The 18,201-nt window shown below is 65.5% G+C and carries 15 protein-coding genes; 9 read left to right on the forward strand and 6 right to left on the reverse strand.

All coding sequences use genetic code 11. The features are described from left to right. Positions 1-318: 318 nt before the first annotated feature. Positions 319-1,695, forward strand: a complete 1,377-nt coding sequence (locus CR917_RS19975) for an L-serine ammonia-lyase (protein ID WP_104572841.1) — start codon at positions 319-321, stop codon at positions 1,693-1,695. A gap of 393 nt (positions 1,696-2,088) precedes the next feature. Continuing rightward, positions 2,089-3,192: a GlxA family transcriptional regulator gene (locus CR917_RS19980; protein WP_043860362.1), complete on the forward strand. Its 1,104-nt coding sequence runs from the start codon at positions 2,089-2,091 to the stop codon at positions 3,190-3,192. Positions 3,193-3,294: 102 nt separating this feature from the next. Here the strand turns inward: CR917_RS19980 and CR917_RS19985 are convergent, their stop codons facing one another. The 3 genes from CR917_RS19985 to CR917_RS19995 form a co-directional block, all read right to left on the reverse strand. Next, the gene (locus tag CR917_RS19985) at positions 3,295-3,555 is read right to left on the reverse strand and encodes a hypothetical protein (RefSeq protein ID WP_043860361.1); all 261 of its coding nucleotides are present in this window, start codon (positions 3,553-3,555) and stop codon (positions 3,295-3,297) included. 130 nt (positions 3,556-3,685) lie between these two features. Then, positions 3,686-4,105 (reverse strand): DUF3010 family protein, encoded by a 420-nt coding sequence (locus CR917_RS19990; protein ID WP_104572842.1) that lies wholly within the window; start codon positions 4,103-4,105, stop codon positions 3,686-3,688. Between the two features lie 8 nt (positions 4,106-4,113). Next, a complete protein-coding gene (locus CR917_RS19995; RefSeq protein WP_088514261.1) occupies positions 4,114-4,524 on the reverse strand; it encodes a lysozyme inhibitor LprI family protein in 411 nt (136 codons plus the stop codon). 266 nt (positions 4,525-4,790) lie between these two features. Here CR917_RS19995 and CR917_RS20005 point away from each other — a divergent pair, with 266 nt between their 5' ends. The 6 genes from CR917_RS20005 to CR917_RS20030 all read left to right on the forward strand — a co-directional run bounded on the left by CR917_RS20005 (position 4,791) and on the right by CR917_RS20030 (position 12,519). Next, the gene (locus CR917_RS20005) at positions 4,791-5,768 is read left to right on the forward strand and encodes a dipeptidase (protein ID WP_043860376.1); all 978 of its coding nucleotides are present in this window, start codon (positions 4,791-4,793) and stop codon (positions 5,766-5,768) included. Positions 5,769-5,819: 51 nt separating this feature from the next. Then, positions 5,820-6,350: a 4-vinyl reductase gene (locus CR917_RS20010; RefSeq protein WP_054916693.1), complete on the forward strand. Its 531-nt coding sequence runs from the start codon at positions 5,820-5,822 to the stop codon at positions 6,348-6,350. 15 nt (positions 6,351-6,365) lie between these two features. Next, positions 6,366-8,426: a dimethylglycine demethylation protein DgcA gene (gene dgcA / locus CR917_RS20015; protein WP_104572844.1), complete on the forward strand. Its 2,061-nt coding sequence runs from the start codon at positions 6,366-6,368 to the stop codon at positions 8,424-8,426. Between the two features lie 145 nt (positions 8,427-8,571). Continuing rightward, positions 8,572-10,521: a dimethylglycine demethylation protein DgcB gene (gene dgcB, locus CR917_RS20020; protein WP_043860356.1), complete on the forward strand. Its 1,950-nt coding sequence runs from the start codon at positions 8,572-8,574 to the stop codon at positions 10,519-10,521. Further along, entirely contained in the window at positions 10,518-11,738 is a 1,221-nt protein-coding gene (locus CR917_RS20025; protein WP_104572845.1) for an electron transfer flavoprotein subunit alpha/FixB family protein, read from the forward strand. Before dgcB ends, CR917_RS20025 begins: the two co-directional genes overlap by 4 nt. A 10-nt stretch (positions 11,739-11,748) precedes the next feature. Continuing rightward, the gene (locus tag CR917_RS20030) at positions 11,749-12,519 is read left to right on the forward strand and encodes an electron transfer flavoprotein subunit beta (protein WP_043860354.1); all 771 of its coding nucleotides are present in this window, start codon (positions 11,749-11,751) and stop codon (positions 12,517-12,519) included. Positions 12,520-13,231: 712 nt separating this feature from the next. On the opposite strand, the gene gbcA is transcribed toward CR917_RS20030, so the two are convergent. Then, entirely contained in the window at positions 13,232-14,524 is a 1,293-nt protein-coding gene (gbcA, locus tag CR917_RS20035) for a glycine-betaine demethylase subunit GbcA (RefSeq protein WP_104572846.1), read from the reverse strand. Between the two features lie 282 nt (positions 14,525-14,806). Between gbcA and gbcB the strand changes: the two genes are divergently transcribed. Continuing rightward, entirely contained in the window at positions 14,807-15,907 is a 1,101-nt protein-coding gene (gbcB, locus tag CR917_RS20045; RefSeq protein WP_043863626.1) for a glycine-betaine demethylase subunit GbcB, read from the forward strand. Here the strand turns inward: gbcB and CR917_RS20050 are convergent. Both CR917_RS20050 and CR917_RS20055 read right to left on the reverse strand, forming a co-directional pair. Next, on the reverse strand, positions 15,904-16,749 hold the full coding sequence (locus CR917_RS20050; protein WP_058541803.1) for a nitrilase-related carbon-nitrogen hydrolase: 846 nt from the start codon (positions 16,747-16,749) through the stop codon (positions 15,904-15,906). The genes gbcB and CR917_RS20050 overlap by 4 nt on opposite strands. Then, positions 16,746-18,167, reverse strand: a complete 1,422-nt coding sequence (locus CR917_RS20055; protein ID WP_256589727.1) for a cytosine permease — start codon at positions 18,165-18,167, stop codon at positions 16,746-16,748. The genes CR917_RS20050 and CR917_RS20055 overlap by 4 nt, the downstream gene beginning before the upstream one ends. Positions 18,168-18,201 lie beyond the last annotated feature (34 nt).

Here is an 18,201-nt window from a genome sequence, read left to right on the forward strand (position 1 = left end):
GGGACAGGGGCCGTGCAATCGAGTCGGTACCGATCATCTAACAGCGAAAATCAAACGCCTACCGGGTGCGTCGTATCCAGTACAGGCAGGGTCGCATCCAGTGCCAATGAGGTCGCTTACAGTGTCGTCGGCCTCGAAAAACGCGGTTCTGACGCATGTGCACCGCAAAAAAACGGCGCAGGTCCTGCCCTGGCAACGGGCGGCGCTGCTGGACAAGAGCGCGTCGGTTGCAGACGTCGTGGTCGCTGACAAAAGCCTGATGATGCGCGAAACCGGCGGATTGCCGCCTTTTCAGCGTAGCAGCCAGAGGTACGCGGCATGGCCATCAGTGTGTTCGACCTGTTCAAGATCGGTGTCGGCCCTTCAAGCTCGCACACCGTCGGCCCGATGCGCGCCGCGGCGCTGTTCGTGCAGGGGCTGCGCGAGCGCAACCTGCTGGCTCGGGTGCGGCGTATCGAGGTGCGCCTGTACGGCTCGCTGTCGGCCACCGGCATCGGTCACGGCAGTGACAACGCGGTGATCATGGGCCTGATGGGCGAATGGCCGGACGCCATCGACCCGGCGCAGATCGCCCCGCGCATCGCCACGCTGCGCGAAACCGACAGCCTGCTGCTGGACGGACGCTGGCCGGTCGGCTTCGTCTGGGCCCGCGACATGCGCCTGCTGGACGAGAACCTGCCGTACCACCCCAATGCCCTGACCCTGATCGCCGAGGGCGAGCAGGGCGAGCTGCACCGCGATACCTACTACTCGGTGGGCGGCGGCTTCGTGGTGGACGCGGCGCAGGCGGCCAGCGGTGTGCTGGACGCCGACACCACCGTGCTGCCCTACGACTTCAACAGTGCCGTGGAACTGCTGGATTTGTGCTGGCAGCACGACCTGCGCGTGTCGCAACTGATGCTGGAGAACGAAAAGGTGTGGCGCAGCGAGGCTGAAATCCGTGCCGGGCTCATGACCCTGTGGCGGGCCATGCAGGCCTGTGTCGAAAACGGCCTGCGCCACGAGGGCATCCTGCCGGGCGGGCTCAATGTGCGCCGCCGCGCGGCACGCCTGCACCGCAGCCTGCAGGAACTGGGCAAGCCCAACGTGATCGGCTCCACCCTCAGTGCCATGGAGTGGGTCAACCTGTATGCGCTGGCGGTCAACGAGGAAAACGCCGCAGGCGGGCGCATGGTCACCGCCCCCACCAACGGCGCGGCAGGCATCATCCCGGCGGTGCTGCACTACTACATGCGCTTCAGCGACGAGGTCAGCGAAGCCAGCGTGGTGGACTTCTTTCTGGGCGCGGCGGCGGTGGGCATCCTGTGCAAGAAGAACGCGTCGATCTCCGGCGCCGAAGTCGGCTGCCAGGGCGAGGTCGGCTCGGCCTGCGCAATGGCGGCGGCGGGCCTGGCCGAAGTGCTCGGGGCCACCCCGGCGCAACTTGAGAACGCCGCCGAGATCGGCCTGGAACACAACCTGGGGCTGACCTGCGATCCGGTTGGCGGGCTGGTGCAGGTGCCGTGCATCGAGCGCAACGCGATTGCCGCGGTCAAGGCGATCAACGCCGCGCAAATGGCCTTGCGCGGTGACGGCGAGCACTTCATCTCCCTCGACCGGGTGATCCGCACCATGCGCGACACCGGCGCCGACATGCACGACAAGTACAAGGAAACCTCTCGCGGCGGGCTGGCGGTGAACGCCATCGAATGCTGAGGCGTGGCTGCGCCGTTTTGGCCCATCGCTTTGAGCGTGCGCTGCGTTTTGGCGCGCCCCGGCCGATGGCGATTCACTGGCCACGCCACCCCTTCCAGCACGCGCGGTGACACCGCGCGTTGTCGTTTCTGGGCATCCTTCCCACAAGTGCTACCCAATTTCACAACGGGACTACAGACAGGCTTTGGCCCGGCCTTTTGCGTTTAAAAGCGACCCTGCGGGCGTGGGCGAACTAGACACATCGCGATGTCGTTTTCAGGTGTTGTTGAATGCGTATTCAAGTTTGGGCATGGCATTTGCGTTGGGTTTGGCAAAGCCCCTGCAATCGAACCGGGGCCATGACAAAAAGCCCGAGCCTGAGGCACACCCTGCATTGTGTGAGGAGAGATCGCGATGACGTCGTACAACTCCGCAACCCCAAACCAGAACCGCACCCCCCAATCCATCGGTTTCCTGCTGCTGGACAACTTCACGCTGATCTCCCTGGCCTCCGCGGTCGAGCCGCTGCGCATGGCCAACCAGTTGTCGGGTCGCGAGCTGTATCGCTGGAGCACACTGAGCGTGGATGGCGGTCAGGTGTGGGCCAGCGACGGCCTGCAGATCACTCCTGATTCGGCGATGCATGCGGCGCCGGCGATGGACACCGTGATCGTGTGTGGCGGCATCGGCATCCAGCGCACCGTGACCCGTGAACATGTGACCTGGCTGCAGAGCCAGGCCCGCCAGTCGCGTCGGCTGGGGGCGGTGTGTACCGGCAGCTGGGCGCTGGCCTGTGCGGGGCTGCTCGATGGCTTCGATTGCAGCGTGCACTGGGAGTGCCTGGCCGCGATGCAGGAGGCCTTCCCGCGGGTGAGCATGAGCACGCGCCTGTTTACCCTGGACCGCAACCGCTTCACCAGCTCGGGCGGCACCGCGCCGCTGGACATGATGCTGCACCTGATCAGCCGCGATCATGGCCGCGAGCTGTCGGCGGCGATCTCGGAGATGTTCGTGTACGAGCGTATCCGCAACGAGCAGGACCACCAGCGCGTGCCGCTCAAGCACATGCTCGGTACCAACCAGCCCAAGCTGCAGGAAATCGTGGCGCTGATGGAGGCCAACCTCGAAGAGCCGATCGACCTGGACGAACTGGCGGTGTACGTGGCGGTGTCGCGGCGTCAGCTGGAGCGGTTGTTCCAGAAGTACCTGCATTGTTCGCCGTCGCGCTATTACCTGAAGCTGCGGCTGATTCGTGCGCGGCAGCTGCTCAAGCAGACGCCGATGTCGATCATCGAGGTGGCGTCGGTGTGCGGGTTCGTGTCCACGCCGCACTTTTCCAAGTGCTACCGGGAATACTTCGGGATACCGCCGCGTGATGAGCGGGTAGGCTCGAACACGGCCCAGCAGGTGGCGATGATGCCGCTGCCGCAGGCGCTGGTGCTGTCGCCGCTGGCCGGGCCGATGTCGGCGCTGAGTCAGGCGCGCAATGAGTCGACGTTTGCCAGTGTGAGGCTGTAGACCAGGCCGACAGCATCGCGGGTCAAGCCCGCTCCCACCGGTACATCGCTGCTCTGAAGGGCAGTGAAGCGCCTGTGGGAGCGGGCTTGGCCCGCGATGGGGTCAACCGTGAAGGCTTTTGTGGTTCGCCAGCGCCGGCAGCAACTGCTTGTCGATCGCCTGGCGCACCGCCGGCAGGATCGTCGCGCTGCCGGTGTACAACTGCTCCACCAGGCCGCGCAGGGCCCGGGCGCGTTCCGCGCTCAAGCCGCGTACCGCACATTCGCAGGCCTGCTCGGCGCTGGCGCCGGCAGGCATCTCGAAGCCCAGGGCGCGCAGTTGGCCCAGCAGGTCGTCCTGATCGATCAAATCGGCGTGCATCATGGCGGTTGTCCTTGTTCGAGGCGAAGGGTGCCCCGATTCTGGGAGCGCTGCGCGGTGGCGACAAGGGGCATGGCCGGCATACCTATGAACAGGTCGTTTTTGGCTAGATCAGTGACGTGCGCAGGCGCCCTCAGCCGCGCTTGAGCAGCACCGCACAGGCGCTCTTGTAGGCCTCATGCTGATACTTGTTCAGCGTTCCCGGCAGCTCGAGATTGTGCTTCTTGGCCTGGGCGCTGACGGTCTGCGGCGACACCAGCTCCACCGTGCAGTTGTCCAGCAACTGCAGCACGCCCTCGATCTTGAAGGTGGTCGGGCCGCCGGCAAAGTCGCCCTTCTTGCTGCGCTTCTTGATCGCCAGTTGCCCGATGCCATGCTCGCTGACAAAGGCTCTGACCTGTGCGGCGAATGCCTTTACCTGGGCGGCATCCTCGTCATCCTCCAGGCCGATCTTCTTGGTGGCCACGCCAACGTGCACGGGCTGGCCGGCGTCCAGGCTGGCCACGGCCAGCAGGGCTTCGCTGCCCTTGATTTCGATGCCGCAGATTTTCATGGGGTGCCTCAATCGGAGTTTTGCAGGCCAAGGGACTGCAGGTATTCGGAGCGGTCGTCGCTGCGTTGCGCCAGGCAGGTGTTCAGTGCGGCGTCGTACTCCTTGCCCGGTGTGCTGTCGAAGGTCTCGACCTTGCAGTCGGCGTCGCGTACTTGCTTCCACAGGTTCTGGGCGGCGTTCAGGCGGTTGCTCAGTTCGGTGATCTTCGCACCCTGGCCGGCATACTGTTCCTTGATGCGTTCGAGCAGATCGCCGAAGGCGGCGTTCAGCTCGCGTTCGGCAACCGTACGGCTGTAGGCGGCGCAGGCGTAGTTCTGCTGGGCCGTCTCGACGTTGTCGCACGGGGTGGGAGCGTCACTTTCCTCGGCCTGTGCGCCCAGCGCCACAGCCGCAAGCACAAGCCATACCAGCGATTTCATCTACAGAGTCTCCCACCAGGGTGCGCGTAAAGGATCCGCGATTCTCGCAAAGCACCGTAGCAAAGAACAGCATGGCGAGCGGGCAATGGTCGGCACTGTTCGGCACCTTCCCGGCGGGTGCCGCCCGGGCCCTTTGTCGCACCTTGACGTTTTCGGCAATTCCCCTGTCGTTTTTGCATCCTGGCGACCTGGCGCCTAGGCATATGCTGGCCCCAAAGCGCCGGCAGACGATTCGGCGCCGCAACGTCATACAAGGGGACAGCCTGATGAGCCCGGCCGAATTGCACGCAGACAGCATCGTTATCGACGGGCTGATCATCGCCAAGTGGAACCGCGAGCTGTTCGAGGACATGCGCAAGGGCGGCCTCACCGCCGCCAACTGCACTGTCTCGGTGTGGGAGGGCTTTCAGGCCACCATCAACAGCATCGTCGCCAGCCAGAAGCTGATTCGCGAAAACAGCGACCTGGTACTGCCGGTACGCACCACCGCCGACATCCGCAAGGCCAAGGAGCAGGGCAAGACCGGCATCCTCTTCGGCTTCCAGAACGCCCATGCCTTCGAGGACCAGCTCGGCTACGTGGAGATCTTCAAGCAGCTGGGCGTGGGCATCGTGCAGATGTGCTACAACACCCAGAACCTGGTGGGTACCGGCTGCTATGAGCGCGACGGCGGGTTGTCCGGCTTCGGTCGCGAAATCGTCGCCGAGATGAACCGCGTGGGGGTCATGTGCGACCTGTCCCACGTCGGCTCCCGAACCAGCGAGGAAGTCATCCTCGAATCGAAAAAGCCGGTGTGCTATTCCCACTGCCTGCCCTCCGGGCTCAAGGAGCACCCGCGCAACAAGTCCGATGCCGAGTTGAAGTTCATCGCCGACCATGGCGGCTTTGTCGGCGTGACCATGTTCGCGCCGTTTCTGGCCAAGGGTATCGACGCGACCATCGACGACTACGCCGAGGCCATCGAATACACCATGAACCTGGTGGGTGAAGACGCCATCGGCATCGGCACCGACTTCACCCAGGGCCACGGCCAGGACTTCTTCGAGTACCTGACCCACGACAAGGGCTATGCGCGCCGCCTCACCAGCTTCGGCAAGATCATCAACCCGTTGGGCATCCGCACCGTGGGCGAATTTCCCAACCTCACCGAAACCCTGCTCAAGCGCGGCCACCCCGAGCGGGTGGTGCGCAAGATCATGGGCGAGAACTGGGTCAATGTCCTGAAAGACGTCTGGGGCGAGTAACCCCACGCCTCACCCAGCCGCATCCTTTTTCTTTTATGGAGTTCAGTTTCCATGGCCAAGATCGCCCCGCAATTGCCCATCGAAGTCGACAGCGAAACCGGTGTGTGGACCAGCGACGCGCTGCCGATGCTGTACGTGCCGCGGCATTTCTTCGTCAACAACCACATGGGCATCGAAGAGGTGCTGGGCGCCGACGCCTACGCCGAGATTCTGTACAAGGCCGGCTACAAGTCGGCCTGGCACTGGTGCGAGAAGGAGGCCGAATGCCACGGCCTGCAGGGCGTGGCGGTGTTCGAGCACTACATGAAACGCCTGTCGCAACGCGGCTGGGGGCTGTTCACGATCCAGGACATCGACCTCGACAGAGGTACCGCCAGCGTCAGGCTCGAACACTCGGCCTTCGTCTATGTGTACGGCAAGGTCGGGCGCAAGGTCGACTACATGTTCACCGGCTGGTTCGCCGGCGCCATGGACCAGATCCTGGCGGCCCGCGGCAGCCCCCTTCGCACGGTCGCCGAGCAGGTCTACGGCGGTTCGGAACACGGCCACGACGACGGCCTGTTCATCGTCAAGCCCCTGTAAGTCGAGGAACCCGCCATGGCTTTCGAAGCAATGTTCCAGCCGCTGCAGATCGGCAAGCTGACCATCCGCAACCGGGTACTGAGCACCGCACACGCCGAGGTGTACGCCACCGACGGCGGCATGACCACCGAGCGTTACGTGAAGTACTACGAAGAGAAGGCCAAGGGCGGTATCGGCCTGGCCATCTGCGGTGGTTCGTCGGTAGTGGCCATCGACAGCCCGCAGCAGTGGTGGGCCTCGGTCAACCTGGCCACCGACCGCATCATCCCGCACTTCCAGAACCTGGCCGACGCCATGCACAAGCACGGCGCCAAGATCATGATCCAGATTACCCACATGGGCCGGCGCTCGCGCTGGGACGGCTATCACTGGCCGACCCTGATGTCGCCCTCGGGCATCCGCGAACCGGTGCACCGCGCCACCTGCAAGACCATCGAGCCGGAGGAGATCTGGCGCGTGATCGGCAACTACGCGCAGGCCGCGCGCCGCGCCAAGGAAGGCGGGCTGGACGGGGTGGAACTGTCGGCAGTGCACCAGCACATGATCGACCAGTTCTGGAGCCCGCGGGTCAACAAGCGCACCGATGAATGGGGCGGCAGCTTCGAGAACCGCATGCGCTTCGGCCTGGAAGTGCTCAAGGCGGTGCGCGAGGAAGTCGGCCCCGACTTCTGCGTGGGCATGCGCATCTGCGGCGACGAGTTCCACCCCGATGGCCTCAGCCACGAGGACATGAAGGAAATCGCCAGGTACTACGACGCTACCGGCATGCTGGACTTCTTCGGCGTGATCGGCTCGGGCTGCGACACCCACAACACCCTGGCCAACGTGATCCCCAACATGAGCTTCCCGCCCGAGCCGTTCCTGCACCTGGCGGCGGGCATCAAGGAGGTGGTGAGCGTGCCGGTGATGCACGCGCAGAACATCAAGGACCCCAACCAGGCCACGCGCATTCTGGAGGGCGGCTACGTGGACATGGTCGGCATGACTCGCGCGCACATCGCCGATCCGCACCTGATCGCCAAGATCAAGATGGGCCAGATCGACCAGATCAAGCAGTGCGTGGGCGCCAACTACTGCATCGACCGCCAGTACCAGGGCCTGGACGTGCTGTGCATCCAGAACGCCGCCACTTCGCGGGAATACATGGGCGTGCCGCACATCATCGAGAAATCCACCGGCCCCAGACGCAAGGTGGTGGTGGTCGGTGCCGGCCCGGCCGGCATGGAGGCGGCGCGGGTGGCGGCCGAGCGCGGGCATGACGTGACCCTGTTCGAGAAGAAGGAGGCGATCGGCGGGCAGATCAGCATCGCCGCCAAGGCTCCGCAACGCGACCAGATCGCCGGCATCACGCGCTGGTACCAGCTGGAGCTGGCGCGGCTGAAGGTCGACCTGCGCCTGGGTACGGCGGCGGACGTCGACACCCTCATGGACCTGCGCCCCGACGTGGTGGTGCTGGCGGTGGGCGGGCACCCGTTCATCGAGCAGAACGAGTACTGGGGCGCGGCCGAGGGCCTGGTGGTCAGCAGCTGGGACGTGCTCGACGGCACGGTGGCGCCGGGCAAGACCGCGCTGGTGTACGACACCATCTGCGAATTCACCGGCATGTCGGTGGCGGATTTTCTGGCCGACAAGGGCAGCCAGGTGGAGATCGTCACCGACGACATCAAGCCGGGAGTGGCGATTGGCGGCACCTCGTTCCCCACCTACTACCGCAGCATGTACCCCAAGGAAGTGATCATGACCGGCGACCTGATGCTGGAGAAGGTCTACCGCGAGGGCGACAAGCTGGTGGCAGTGCTGGAGAACGAATACACCGGGGCACGGGAGGAGCGGGTGGTCGACCAGGTGGTGATCGAGAACGGTGTGCGCCCCGACGAGACCCTGTACTACGCACTCAAGGAGGGCTCGCGCAACAAGGGCCAGATCGATGTGGAGGCGCTGTTCGCGATTGAGCCGCAGCCGATATTGAGCCAGCCGGGGGAGGGGTACCTGCTGTACCGGATCGGCGATTGCGTGGCGCAGCGCAACACCCATGCGGCGATCTACGACGCCTTGCGCCTGTGCAAGGATTTCTGATCGTTCACTGCCCTTTCTTTCTGTAGGAGCCAGCCTTGCTGGCGAAGCGGCCACCGCGCAATCGACATGACACTGTGTCGTTGCATTCGCCGGCAACGCCGGCTCCTACAGGCAGATGTGCGATGTGCCCAGTCGGGAGCTTCCCATGTTGAACACCCTGCTACCCCTGCTGCTGTTTGCCGCCCTCGGCCTGGCCGTGCTCGGCGCGCTGCGGCGCGTGCGGATGTGGCGCCAAGGCCGGCCATCGCGGGTCGAGCTGCTCAAGGGCCTGCTGGCCATGCCACGCCGGTACATGGTCGACCTGCACCACGTGGTTGCCCGCGACAGGTACATGGCCAACACCCACGTCGCCACCGCCGGCGGCTTCGTGCTGGCCGCCGTACTGGCGATCCTGGTGCACGGTTTCGGCCTGCACAACCGCCTCCTCGGCTACGCCCTGCTGGTGGCCACCGCCTTGATGTTCGGCGGTGCGCTGTTCGTCTACAGGCGCCGGCTGAACCCGCCCGCGCGCTTGTCCAGAGGCCCCTGGATGCGCCTGCCGAAAAGCCTGCTGGTGTTTTCCGCCAGCTTCTTCATCGCCACCCTGCCGGTAGCCGGCATCCTGCCCGAAGGTACCGGTGGCTGGGTGCTGGTGGCCTTGCTCGGGCTGGGCGTGCTGTGGGGTGTGAGCGAGCTGTTCTTCGGCATGACCTGGGGCGGGCCGATGAAGCACGCCTTCGCCGGTGCCCTGCACCTGGCCTGGCACCGGCGCGCCGAACGCTTCGGCGGCGGGCGCTCCACCGGGCTAAAGCCGCTGGATCTGCAAGACCCGAGCGCACCGCTGGGTGTGGAAAAACCCAGGGACTTCACCTGGAACCAGTTGCTTGGCTTCGACGCCTGCGTGCAATGCGGCAAATGCGAGGCCGCGTGCCCGGCGTTCGCCGCCGGCCAGCCACTGAACCCGAAAAAACTCATCCAGGACATGGTGGTGGGCCTGGCGGGTGGCACCGATGCGAAGTTTGCCGGCAGCCCGTACCCCGGCAAACCGCTCGGCGAGCACGGCGGCAACCCGCACCAGCCGATCGTCGACGGCCTGGTGGATGCCGACACGCTGTGGTCGTGCACCACCTGTCGGGCGTGCGTGGAAGAGTGCCCGATGATGATCGAGCACGTGGATGCGATCGTCGACATGCGTCGCCACCTGACCCTGGAAAAAGGCGCCACGCCGAACAAGGGCGCCGAGGTGCTGGACAACCTGATCGCCACCGACAACCCCGGCGGCTTCGCCCCGGGCGGGCGCATGAACTGGGCCGCCGACCTCGACCTCGAGGTGCTGGGCGAGGTGCACGGCACCGACGTGCTGTTGTGGGTGGGTGACGGCGCCTTCGACATGCGCAACCAGCGCACCCTGCGCGCCTTCGTCAAGGTGCTCAGGGCGGCCAACGTAGGCTTTGCCGTGCTTGGCCTGGAGGAACGCGACAGCGGTGACGTGGCCCGCCGGCTGGGCGACGAGGCCACCTTCCAGCAACTGGCCCGGCGCAACATCCGGACCCTGGCGCAGTACCGCTTCACGCGCATCGTCACCTGCGACCCGCACAGCTTCCATGTACTGAAGAACGAATACGGCGCGCTGGGCGGGCACTACCAGGTGCAGCATCACAGCAGCTTCATCGCCGAGTTGATCGCCGCCGGCCGCCTCGACCTGGCGCCGCACAAGGGCGCCAGCGTGACCTATCACGACCCGTGCTACCTGGGCCGCTACAACGGCGAGTACGAGGCGCCGCGCCAGGTGCTGCGCGCGCTGGGCATCGAGGTGCGCGAGATGGCGCGCTCCGGCTTTCGCTCGCGTTGCTGCGGCGGCGGTGGCGGTGCGCCGATCACCGACATTCCGGGCAAGCAGCGCATTCCCGACATGCGCATGCAGGACATCCGCGAGACCGCCGCCGAGGTGGTGGCTGTGGGCTGCCCGCAGTGCACCGCGATGCTCGAAGGCGTGGTCGAACCACGCCCGCAGATCAAGGACCTGGCCGAGCTGGTGGCCGACGCGCTGCGTGAAGCGACGGTTGCCAGCACGCCGGTAGCAAGCCAACCAGAACCTGCGCAGGTGGACCCATGAGCGACATCATCCGGCGTGACCCGCGTGCCGAGTGGATTGCACGCAACCGTCTGCACCCGCTGCACGCAGCCATGCAGGCCCAACAGACGCAGTGGATGGGGCCCAATGGCGTGCTGCGCAAGAACCCGCATGCGGTGGGCTTCATCGGCCCCAATGGGATCAAGCGCATCGATCGCAGCGGCGCCAGCCAAGGCGCTACGAGCAAGCGCAGCGCCGCCGCCGAGGTGCTGGTGCCGCTGCATCAGGTGCCGTTGCCGGCGTTCTACATCGTGGTGGTGCCGGACATGGTCGGCGGGCGCCTGAGCAGCCACGACCGGGATGTGCTCGGGCTGGCCCACGGCCTGGCCGGCAGCGACGGCGCGGTGCTGGCAGTGGTGTTTGGCGAGCACAAGGAAACCGCCTTCGGCACGTTCGGCGTCGACCGCCTGCTGCAGATCGACGGTGACGCGTTCGCAGGTTATGCACCGGAGCAGCGGGTGCAAGGCCTGCGGGCTGTGGATAACCAGTTCAACCCGCGCCACTGGCTGCTGCCCGACAGCCGCAGCGGTGGCGGCGAGCTGGGCCGGCGCCTTGCCGCGGCGCTGGGCGAGCGCCCGGCCACGCGGGTGTGGCAGGTCAAGGACGGACTGTGCAGCGGGCGCGCCGGGGCTGGCCAGCAGGACCTGGTACGCGGGCTGGCGCGCCTGATCCTGGCGGCGGCCGAATGTGCCGAGCCGGTCAGCGAAACCCGCCATGAAGCCCTGCCGGTGGAGGTGTCCACAGGCGCGGCGCGCAGCCTGGCGCGTATCGAAGACCTCGGACCGGTGCCGGTGGACCCGGCCACCATCGCCATGGCCGAGGCCGAATTCATCCTGTCGGGCGGCAACGGGGTCAAGGACTGGGCACTTTTCCACAGGGCCACCGCCGCGCTGGGGGCCACCGAAGGGGCCTCGCGGGTGGCGGTGGACGATGGCTTCATGCCGCGCAATCGCCAGGTGGGGGCCACCGGTACCTGGGTCACGGCGCGGGTGTATGTGGCTGTGGGTATCTCCGGGGCGATCCAGCATCTGCAGGGCATCGGTGCCTGCGACAAGGTGGTGGCGATCAACCTGGACCCCGGCTGCGACATGATCAAGCGTGCCGACCTGGCGGTCATCGGCGACAGCGCGGCAATTTTGCAGGCGCTGATCGAGGCTGTGGACAACTATCGCAACAGCGCCCGGCGCGATGCGGCCTGAGGGGGCATTCATGAACACCAAGGTCATCAGCCTGGTCTCGATCGGCGCCCACCCCACCTCGGGGCGCATGCGCCGCGCCGAACAGGATGCGCGGGCTGTGGAACTGGGGTTGCAACTGGCTGGGGATAACCTGCAGGTGCTGCATGCCGGCGACCCGCACGAGCCTGCGCTGCGCGCGTACCTGGGCATGGGGCTGGCGCAGCTGGACGTGTTGCAGCAGCCCGCAGGCGCCGATGTGCTGGGCGTGCTCGGTGACTACCTGCGCGAGGCGGGGGCACAGTTGGTGCTGAGCGGCAGCCAGGCCGAAACCGGCGAAGGCTCGGGCATGCTGCCGTTTCTGCTGGCCGAGCGCCTGGGTTGGCCGCTGGTGGTGGGGCTGGCGCAGGTGGAATCCATCCACAATGGCGTGGCCCAGGTGCTGCAGGCCCTGCCACGGGGGCAGCGGCGCCGCCTGAGCGTGCGCCTGCCGATGCTCGCCACTGTGGATAACGCCGCGCCGGTGCCGCGCCAGAGCGCCTATGGGCCGGCGCAACGCGGGCTGTTGGCGGCCCATGAGGTGGCGGTGGTGGAGGACGAGTTATTCACAGATGCTGTATTGCAGCCGGCCAGACCCCGGCCCAAACGCCTCAAGGTAATCAAGGCCAAGAGCGGTGCCGACCGCATGAAAGCCGCCACGGCGAAGGCCAGTGGCGGCGGTGGACAGGTACTCAAGGGCGTGACCCCGAGCGAAGGCGCCGAGGCGATCCTGAAGCTGTTGGTGGAGGAGGGTGTGCTGCGCTGAAGGGTTGTGCACAAAGTCTGTTGGCGGTTCTGTGGATAAAGTGTTTGCCTATGGCTGCAGGCCACGTCAACCGTGGCCTGCAGGCTTTTGTTCAAATAGTGATCAATACACGCCGCGAATTTTTCGCGGTTTTTTCATGCCCGTCGTCCAGCGAGACGGCAGTTTTGCTCACAATCCTTGTTGGCGGCTCTGTGGATAATCTGTTCGGACATGGCTGCAGGCCACGTGGTTAAAGGTGTTCAGCTATTTGATCAAAAAACGCACAAAACCTCGTCAATCCACCGCGAAATACTCACGCGGCAGCGAAAATCGGGGGTTTCGGCGGTTTATCCACATGGGTTTTGCAAAGAGGGCTACTTGCACACAAAGTCTGTTGGCGGCTTTGTGGATAAGGTGTTCGTGCAGTGCTGGGGGGCACGTATTCAAAGGCTTACAGAGGTTTGATCACTTTTTGATCTATTGCACGCTGTGGATTGAAGGGCGCTGGGCGGAAGTTTTCCACAAGGGTTGCCCACAATTGCTGTGGGTGTGGCTGTGGATAAAGTGTTGGTGGAGTAGGTATGGGGCAGTAGGGGCTGGGGTTTGCGGGTGTTGTTCAAAATTTGTACAGCTGGCACCGGCCTCATCGCGGGTCAAGCCCGCTGCCACAAGATCTACGCGGCCCTTGTGGGAGCGGGCTTGACCCGCGATGGGCCGCAAAGCGGCCCCAGTATTACTGCGCCGCCACACCTTTGAGATACGGCGCCGGCGCCGCGCCCAGGTTGCTCAGCATCCGCTCGCTGTACCAGTCCACGAAATTCACCACGCCAAACTCGTAGGTTTTCGAATACGGCCCCGGCTGATACGCCGTCGAGTTGATGCCGCGCTGGTTCTCTTCGGCCAGGCGCCGGTCCTGGTCGTTGGTCGCGTCCCACACCTGGCGCATGCGTGCCGGGTCGTAGTCCACGTCCTCAACCGCATCCTTGTGCACCAGCCACTTGGTGGTGACCATGCTCTCCTGGGCACTGATCGGCCATACCGTGAACACGATGATGTGATCACCCATGCAGTGGTTCCACGAATGCGGCAGGTGCAGGATGCGCATCGAGCCCAGGTCGGGGTTCTGGATGCGCCCCATCAGTTTCTGGCAGCCCAGCTTGCCGTCCAGGGTCATCGACAGCGTGCCCTTGAGCAGGGGCATGCGCACGATACGGTTGCGCAGGCCGAAGCTGGCATGCGCATAGGGGATCTTCTCCGCGTCCCACGCCGCAGCGCTGGCCGCCACGTGATCCTTGAACGCCTGGTCGGCGCGCGGGTCGGTGACGTCGTCCCATTCGAGCAGGGTCTTGAGCAGCTCCGGGTGCGAGGCGTTGCAGTGGTAGCACTCGCGATTGTTCTCCAGCACCAGCTTCCAGTTGGCCTTTTCCATCAGGGTGGTCTGCACCGCCACCTTGGTGTTCTCCATGTCGTAGGGCTCCATGTAATGGGCCAGGGTGGTGAGGAAGTCATCGATGGCCGGCGGGTTGTCGGCCAGGCTGACGAAGATGTAGCCACCGGCGGTCTTCACGTTCACCGGCTTGAGACCGTACTGCTGCATGTCGAAGTCGTCGCCCATCTCGGTGCCGGCGAACAGCAGCCGCCCGTCCAGCTCGTAGGTCCACTGGTGGTAGTGGCACACCAGCTTGGCCACCTTGCCCTTGTCGCTGGTACACAGGCGCGAGCCACGGTGGCGGCACACGTTGTGGAAGGCATGCACCTTGCCCTCGGCACCGCGGATCACGATGATCGGGTTCTTGCCGATCTGCAGGGTCAGGTAGTTGCCCTTGGCCGGGATCTCGCAGGTCATGCCTGCAATCAGCCATTCCTTGTGGAAAATCTCCTGCATGTCGATCTGGAACAGCCGCTCATCGGTGTAGAAGGGTTGCGGCAGCGAGAAGGTGCGCTCGCGGGTCTGCAGCATGTCGGCGGTGGCCTTGCGTGCAGCGTCCAGTGGGTCGCCCAGGCTCAAGGTTGCGGTGACGTCCATCGTTCAGGTCCTCATGGCCCGTGCGGGCCGCGAAAGTGGCTAATCGTTCGTGTGGCGACGCAGGGCTCAGACAGCAGGTTGATGTGCGATGGAGTGTGCGTTCGCCCGCGCCGGCAACCATGCCCATGGGCGACATGGCCAGATCCGTTTCCGACGCGCGAGCCCTTGTGGGCGGGGGCTGGTCGCGATAAGTACGCCGATGTCGCGAACAGGAATGTGCGCCGCCTGCACCTTGCGCATCATCGTCGCCATAACAGGCCCCGATCGGCCGCGGAGACGAGCATGTCGAACAACTTCCTCAACCCGGTGACCACTCAGACCTGGGCCAACGGCCGGCATACCGTGCGCTGCGTCAAGGTCATTCAGGAAACCTGGGATGTGCGCACCTTCTGCTTCATGGCCGACCAGCCGATCCTGTTCTTCTTCAAGCCCGGGCAGTTCGTGACCCTGGAGCTGGAAATCGACGGTCAGCCGATCATGCGCTCGTACACCATCTCCAGCTCGCCCTCGGTGCCCTACAGCTTTTCGGTGACCATCAAGCGCGTACCCGGCGGCAAGGTTTCCAACTGGCTGCACGACACCCTGCATGAAGGCCAGGAGCTGGCCGTGCACGGGCCGGTGGGGTTGTTCAACGCGATGGACTTCCCCAGCCCCAGGGTGCTGTACCTGAGCGGCGGGGTGGGCATCACCCCGGTGATGTCCATGGCGCGCTGGTTCTATGACACCAATGCCAATGTCGACATGGTGTTCGTGCACAGCGCGCGTTCGCCCAAGGACATCATCTACCACCGCGAGCTGGAGCACATGGCCTCGCGGATCGACAACTTCAGCCTGCACATCATCTGCGAGAAGCATGGCCTGGGCGAGGCATGGGCCGGTTATCGCGGCTACCTGAACCAGAAGCTGATGGAGCTGATCGCGCCCGATTACCTGGAACGCGAGATCTTCTGCTGCGGGCCCACGCCCTACATGAACGCGGTCAAGCGCATGCTCGAAGCCAGCGGCTATGACATGCAGCGCTACCATGAGGAGTCGTTCGGCGCCACGCCGCCCGAGGCCAAGGCCGATGCGGTAGAGAACGCCGAGCAGGCCGCCGAGGCCGCCGAAGTGGACGTGGCCGACCAGCACCAGGTGGAGTTCACCGCCAGCGGCAAGAGCATCCGCGTGGCGCCGGGCGAGACGGTGCATGCGGCAGCCGCCAAGCTCGGGCTGATGATCCCCAAGGCCTGCGGCATGGGTATCTGCGGCACCTGCAAGGTGCTCAAGCTGGGTGGCGAGGTGGACATGGAGCACAACGGCGGCATCACCGAGGACGACGAGGCCGAAGGCTATATCCTGTCGTGCTGCAGCGTGCCGCGTGGTGACGTGCGCATCGAGTTCTAGTCGCGCAGCAGCTCGTGGTACAGCGCAGGGCGCCGGTCGGCCAGCACGTGGTTGTGGTCGCTGATCTGCTTGTCCAGTGCCTGGCCCAGCCTGATGTCGGCCAGCAGCAGCTGCTTCTTGCCGACACGCTTGCCGCCCTTGAGCACATAGCCGTCGGCATCGGTGAGGGTCGAACCGCCCACCCAGCCAACCCCGCGCTCCTCGCCACAGCGGTCGCAGGCAATGACGAACAGCCGGTTGACCGAGGCGCTGGCCTGAACCCGGATGACCTCGGCCGGGCGCTGGAAGCCGGGCCGGGAGGTGTCCGGCCAGTTCACCGGTGCGCACAGCAGCTGGGCACCGCGCAGCGCCGCCAGGCGCACCCATTCGGGAAACTCCAGGTCGTAGCAGATCATCATGCCGATGCGCCCCAGGTGGGTGTCCACCACCGGCGGCGGCTCGCTGCCGGGGGTGAAGATCTGCGTTTCGCGGTCCCACAGGTGGGCCTTGCGGTAGAAGGTGCGTCGGCCGTCGGGCTCGATCAGCACCGAGCTGTTGGCCACCTGGCCGTCGGGCAGGCGCTCGCAGAAGCCGCCCACCACGATGATCTGGTACTTGGCGGCCTGCCGGGCCCAGGCCTCGAGGGTCGGCCCGTCACGGGGCTCGGACAGCGCGTGGGCCTCTTCGCGGTCGTAGAACGCATAGCCGCTCTGCGCCAGCTCGGGCAGTACCAGCAGTTGCGCGCCGCGCTCGGCGGCCTCGGCGATGGCCACCCGGGTACGGTCGAGGTTGTAGCTTGGATTGGCAATGGCCGGCGCCAGCTGGTAGCACCCGACACGCACGGTTTGCGGGGATGGGGTCATGGCTGCGGCGCCTTGCGCTCGGCGACCGGGGGCGGCGGGGTGCCGGGCGGGTGGCGCATCAGGAGCCAGTACAGCAGGGCCGAAACGATGAAGCCGGGAACGAAGGCCAGGTCGGCGCCGGACAACGCCACCGCCACCGGCCCTTGCACGCCGGCCAGCGACACGAAGGGCAGCATCGCCAGCAGCCCCCCCAGGTAGGCCAGGATGCCGGCCCAGGCCCACTGGCCGTATTCGCCCGCCGGGTCGAACATGGCCGGGATCACGTAGTTGCCTTTGCGCAACAGGTAGTAGTCGGTGAGGTTGATTGCGCTCCAGGGCACCAGCACATACAGCATCAGTTGCAGGAACAGGTTGAAGCTGTCGAGGTAGCTGTCGGGCAACGCGATGGCGGTGAGGTATACCACCGCGCCGATGCCGCCCAGGCCCAGGGCACGCCCGGCCAGCCCCGGCGCCAGCGGGCGAAACGCGGTGATCGCGCTGATGCCGGTCAGCAGCGCGCCGTAGCAGTTGACGGCCATGATGCCCACCAGCGCCGGCACCGCCATCAGGATCGCGAAGGTGCCGAAGCCGGGCAGGAAGCGGTTGCCCAGGTGTTGCAGGCTGCTGATGGCTTCGGGCGCCACCACTGCCGAGGCTACCAGTGCGCCCAGCGACATCAGCCACACCGCAGAGCCTGCGGCGCCCAGATAGGTCCATAGCACCACCTTGCGCGCCGAGGTGCTGGGCGGCAGGTAGCGCGAGTAGTCCGAGACATACACCGAGTAGCTGATCTGGTAGCCGGCGGCGGCCGAAAGCTGGATGAGAAAGCCCGACCAGGAAAACTGCAGCTGGCGCTGAACGGTGTCGGCCTCCAGCAACAGCAGCGCTGCCAGGGTGAGCAGGCCGAACACGCCGATCAGCAGGTAGGTGAGCCAGCGCTGCACGGTGTGCAGCAGGTCGTGCCCGACCACGGCGATCACCACGGCCACCGCGATCAGCAGTGCGTACCAGAAGGCATCGCTGCCCGGCAGCACAGTGGTCAGCGCATCGGTGGCCAGGATCACGTTGAACACGTTGAAGCCGATGTACACGCACACCACCGCCATGAACGGCAGCACGGCGCCTCGCAGGCCGAACTGGGCACGGGACTGGATCATCTGTGGCAGGCCAAGGCGCGGGCCCTGGTTGGCATGCAGGGCCATGCACAGGGTGCCCAGGGCCACCCCGAGCAGGATCGCCAGCACCGCCTGCCAGGCGGCCAGACCCAGGGCGGGCCCGACGAAGCCGGTGACCATGGTGGTGAGTACGAAGTTGCCGGTGAACCAGAAGGGGCCAAGGTGCCAGGCCTTGCCGTGACGCTCGTCGAGGGGCACCGGGTGGATGGTACGGGTTTCTATCTTCAGGCCTGACGTTTCAGGTGCAGGTGCCGCATTGTTCATGGCGTTCCCAGGCATTCGGGCGAAAGTTTCAATG

Source organism: Pseudomonas sp. BRM28 (genome assembly GCF_002939405.1).
Lineage (GTDB): Bacteria > Pseudomonadota > Gammaproteobacteria > Pseudomonadales > Pseudomonadaceae > Aquipseudomonas > Aquipseudomonas palmensis.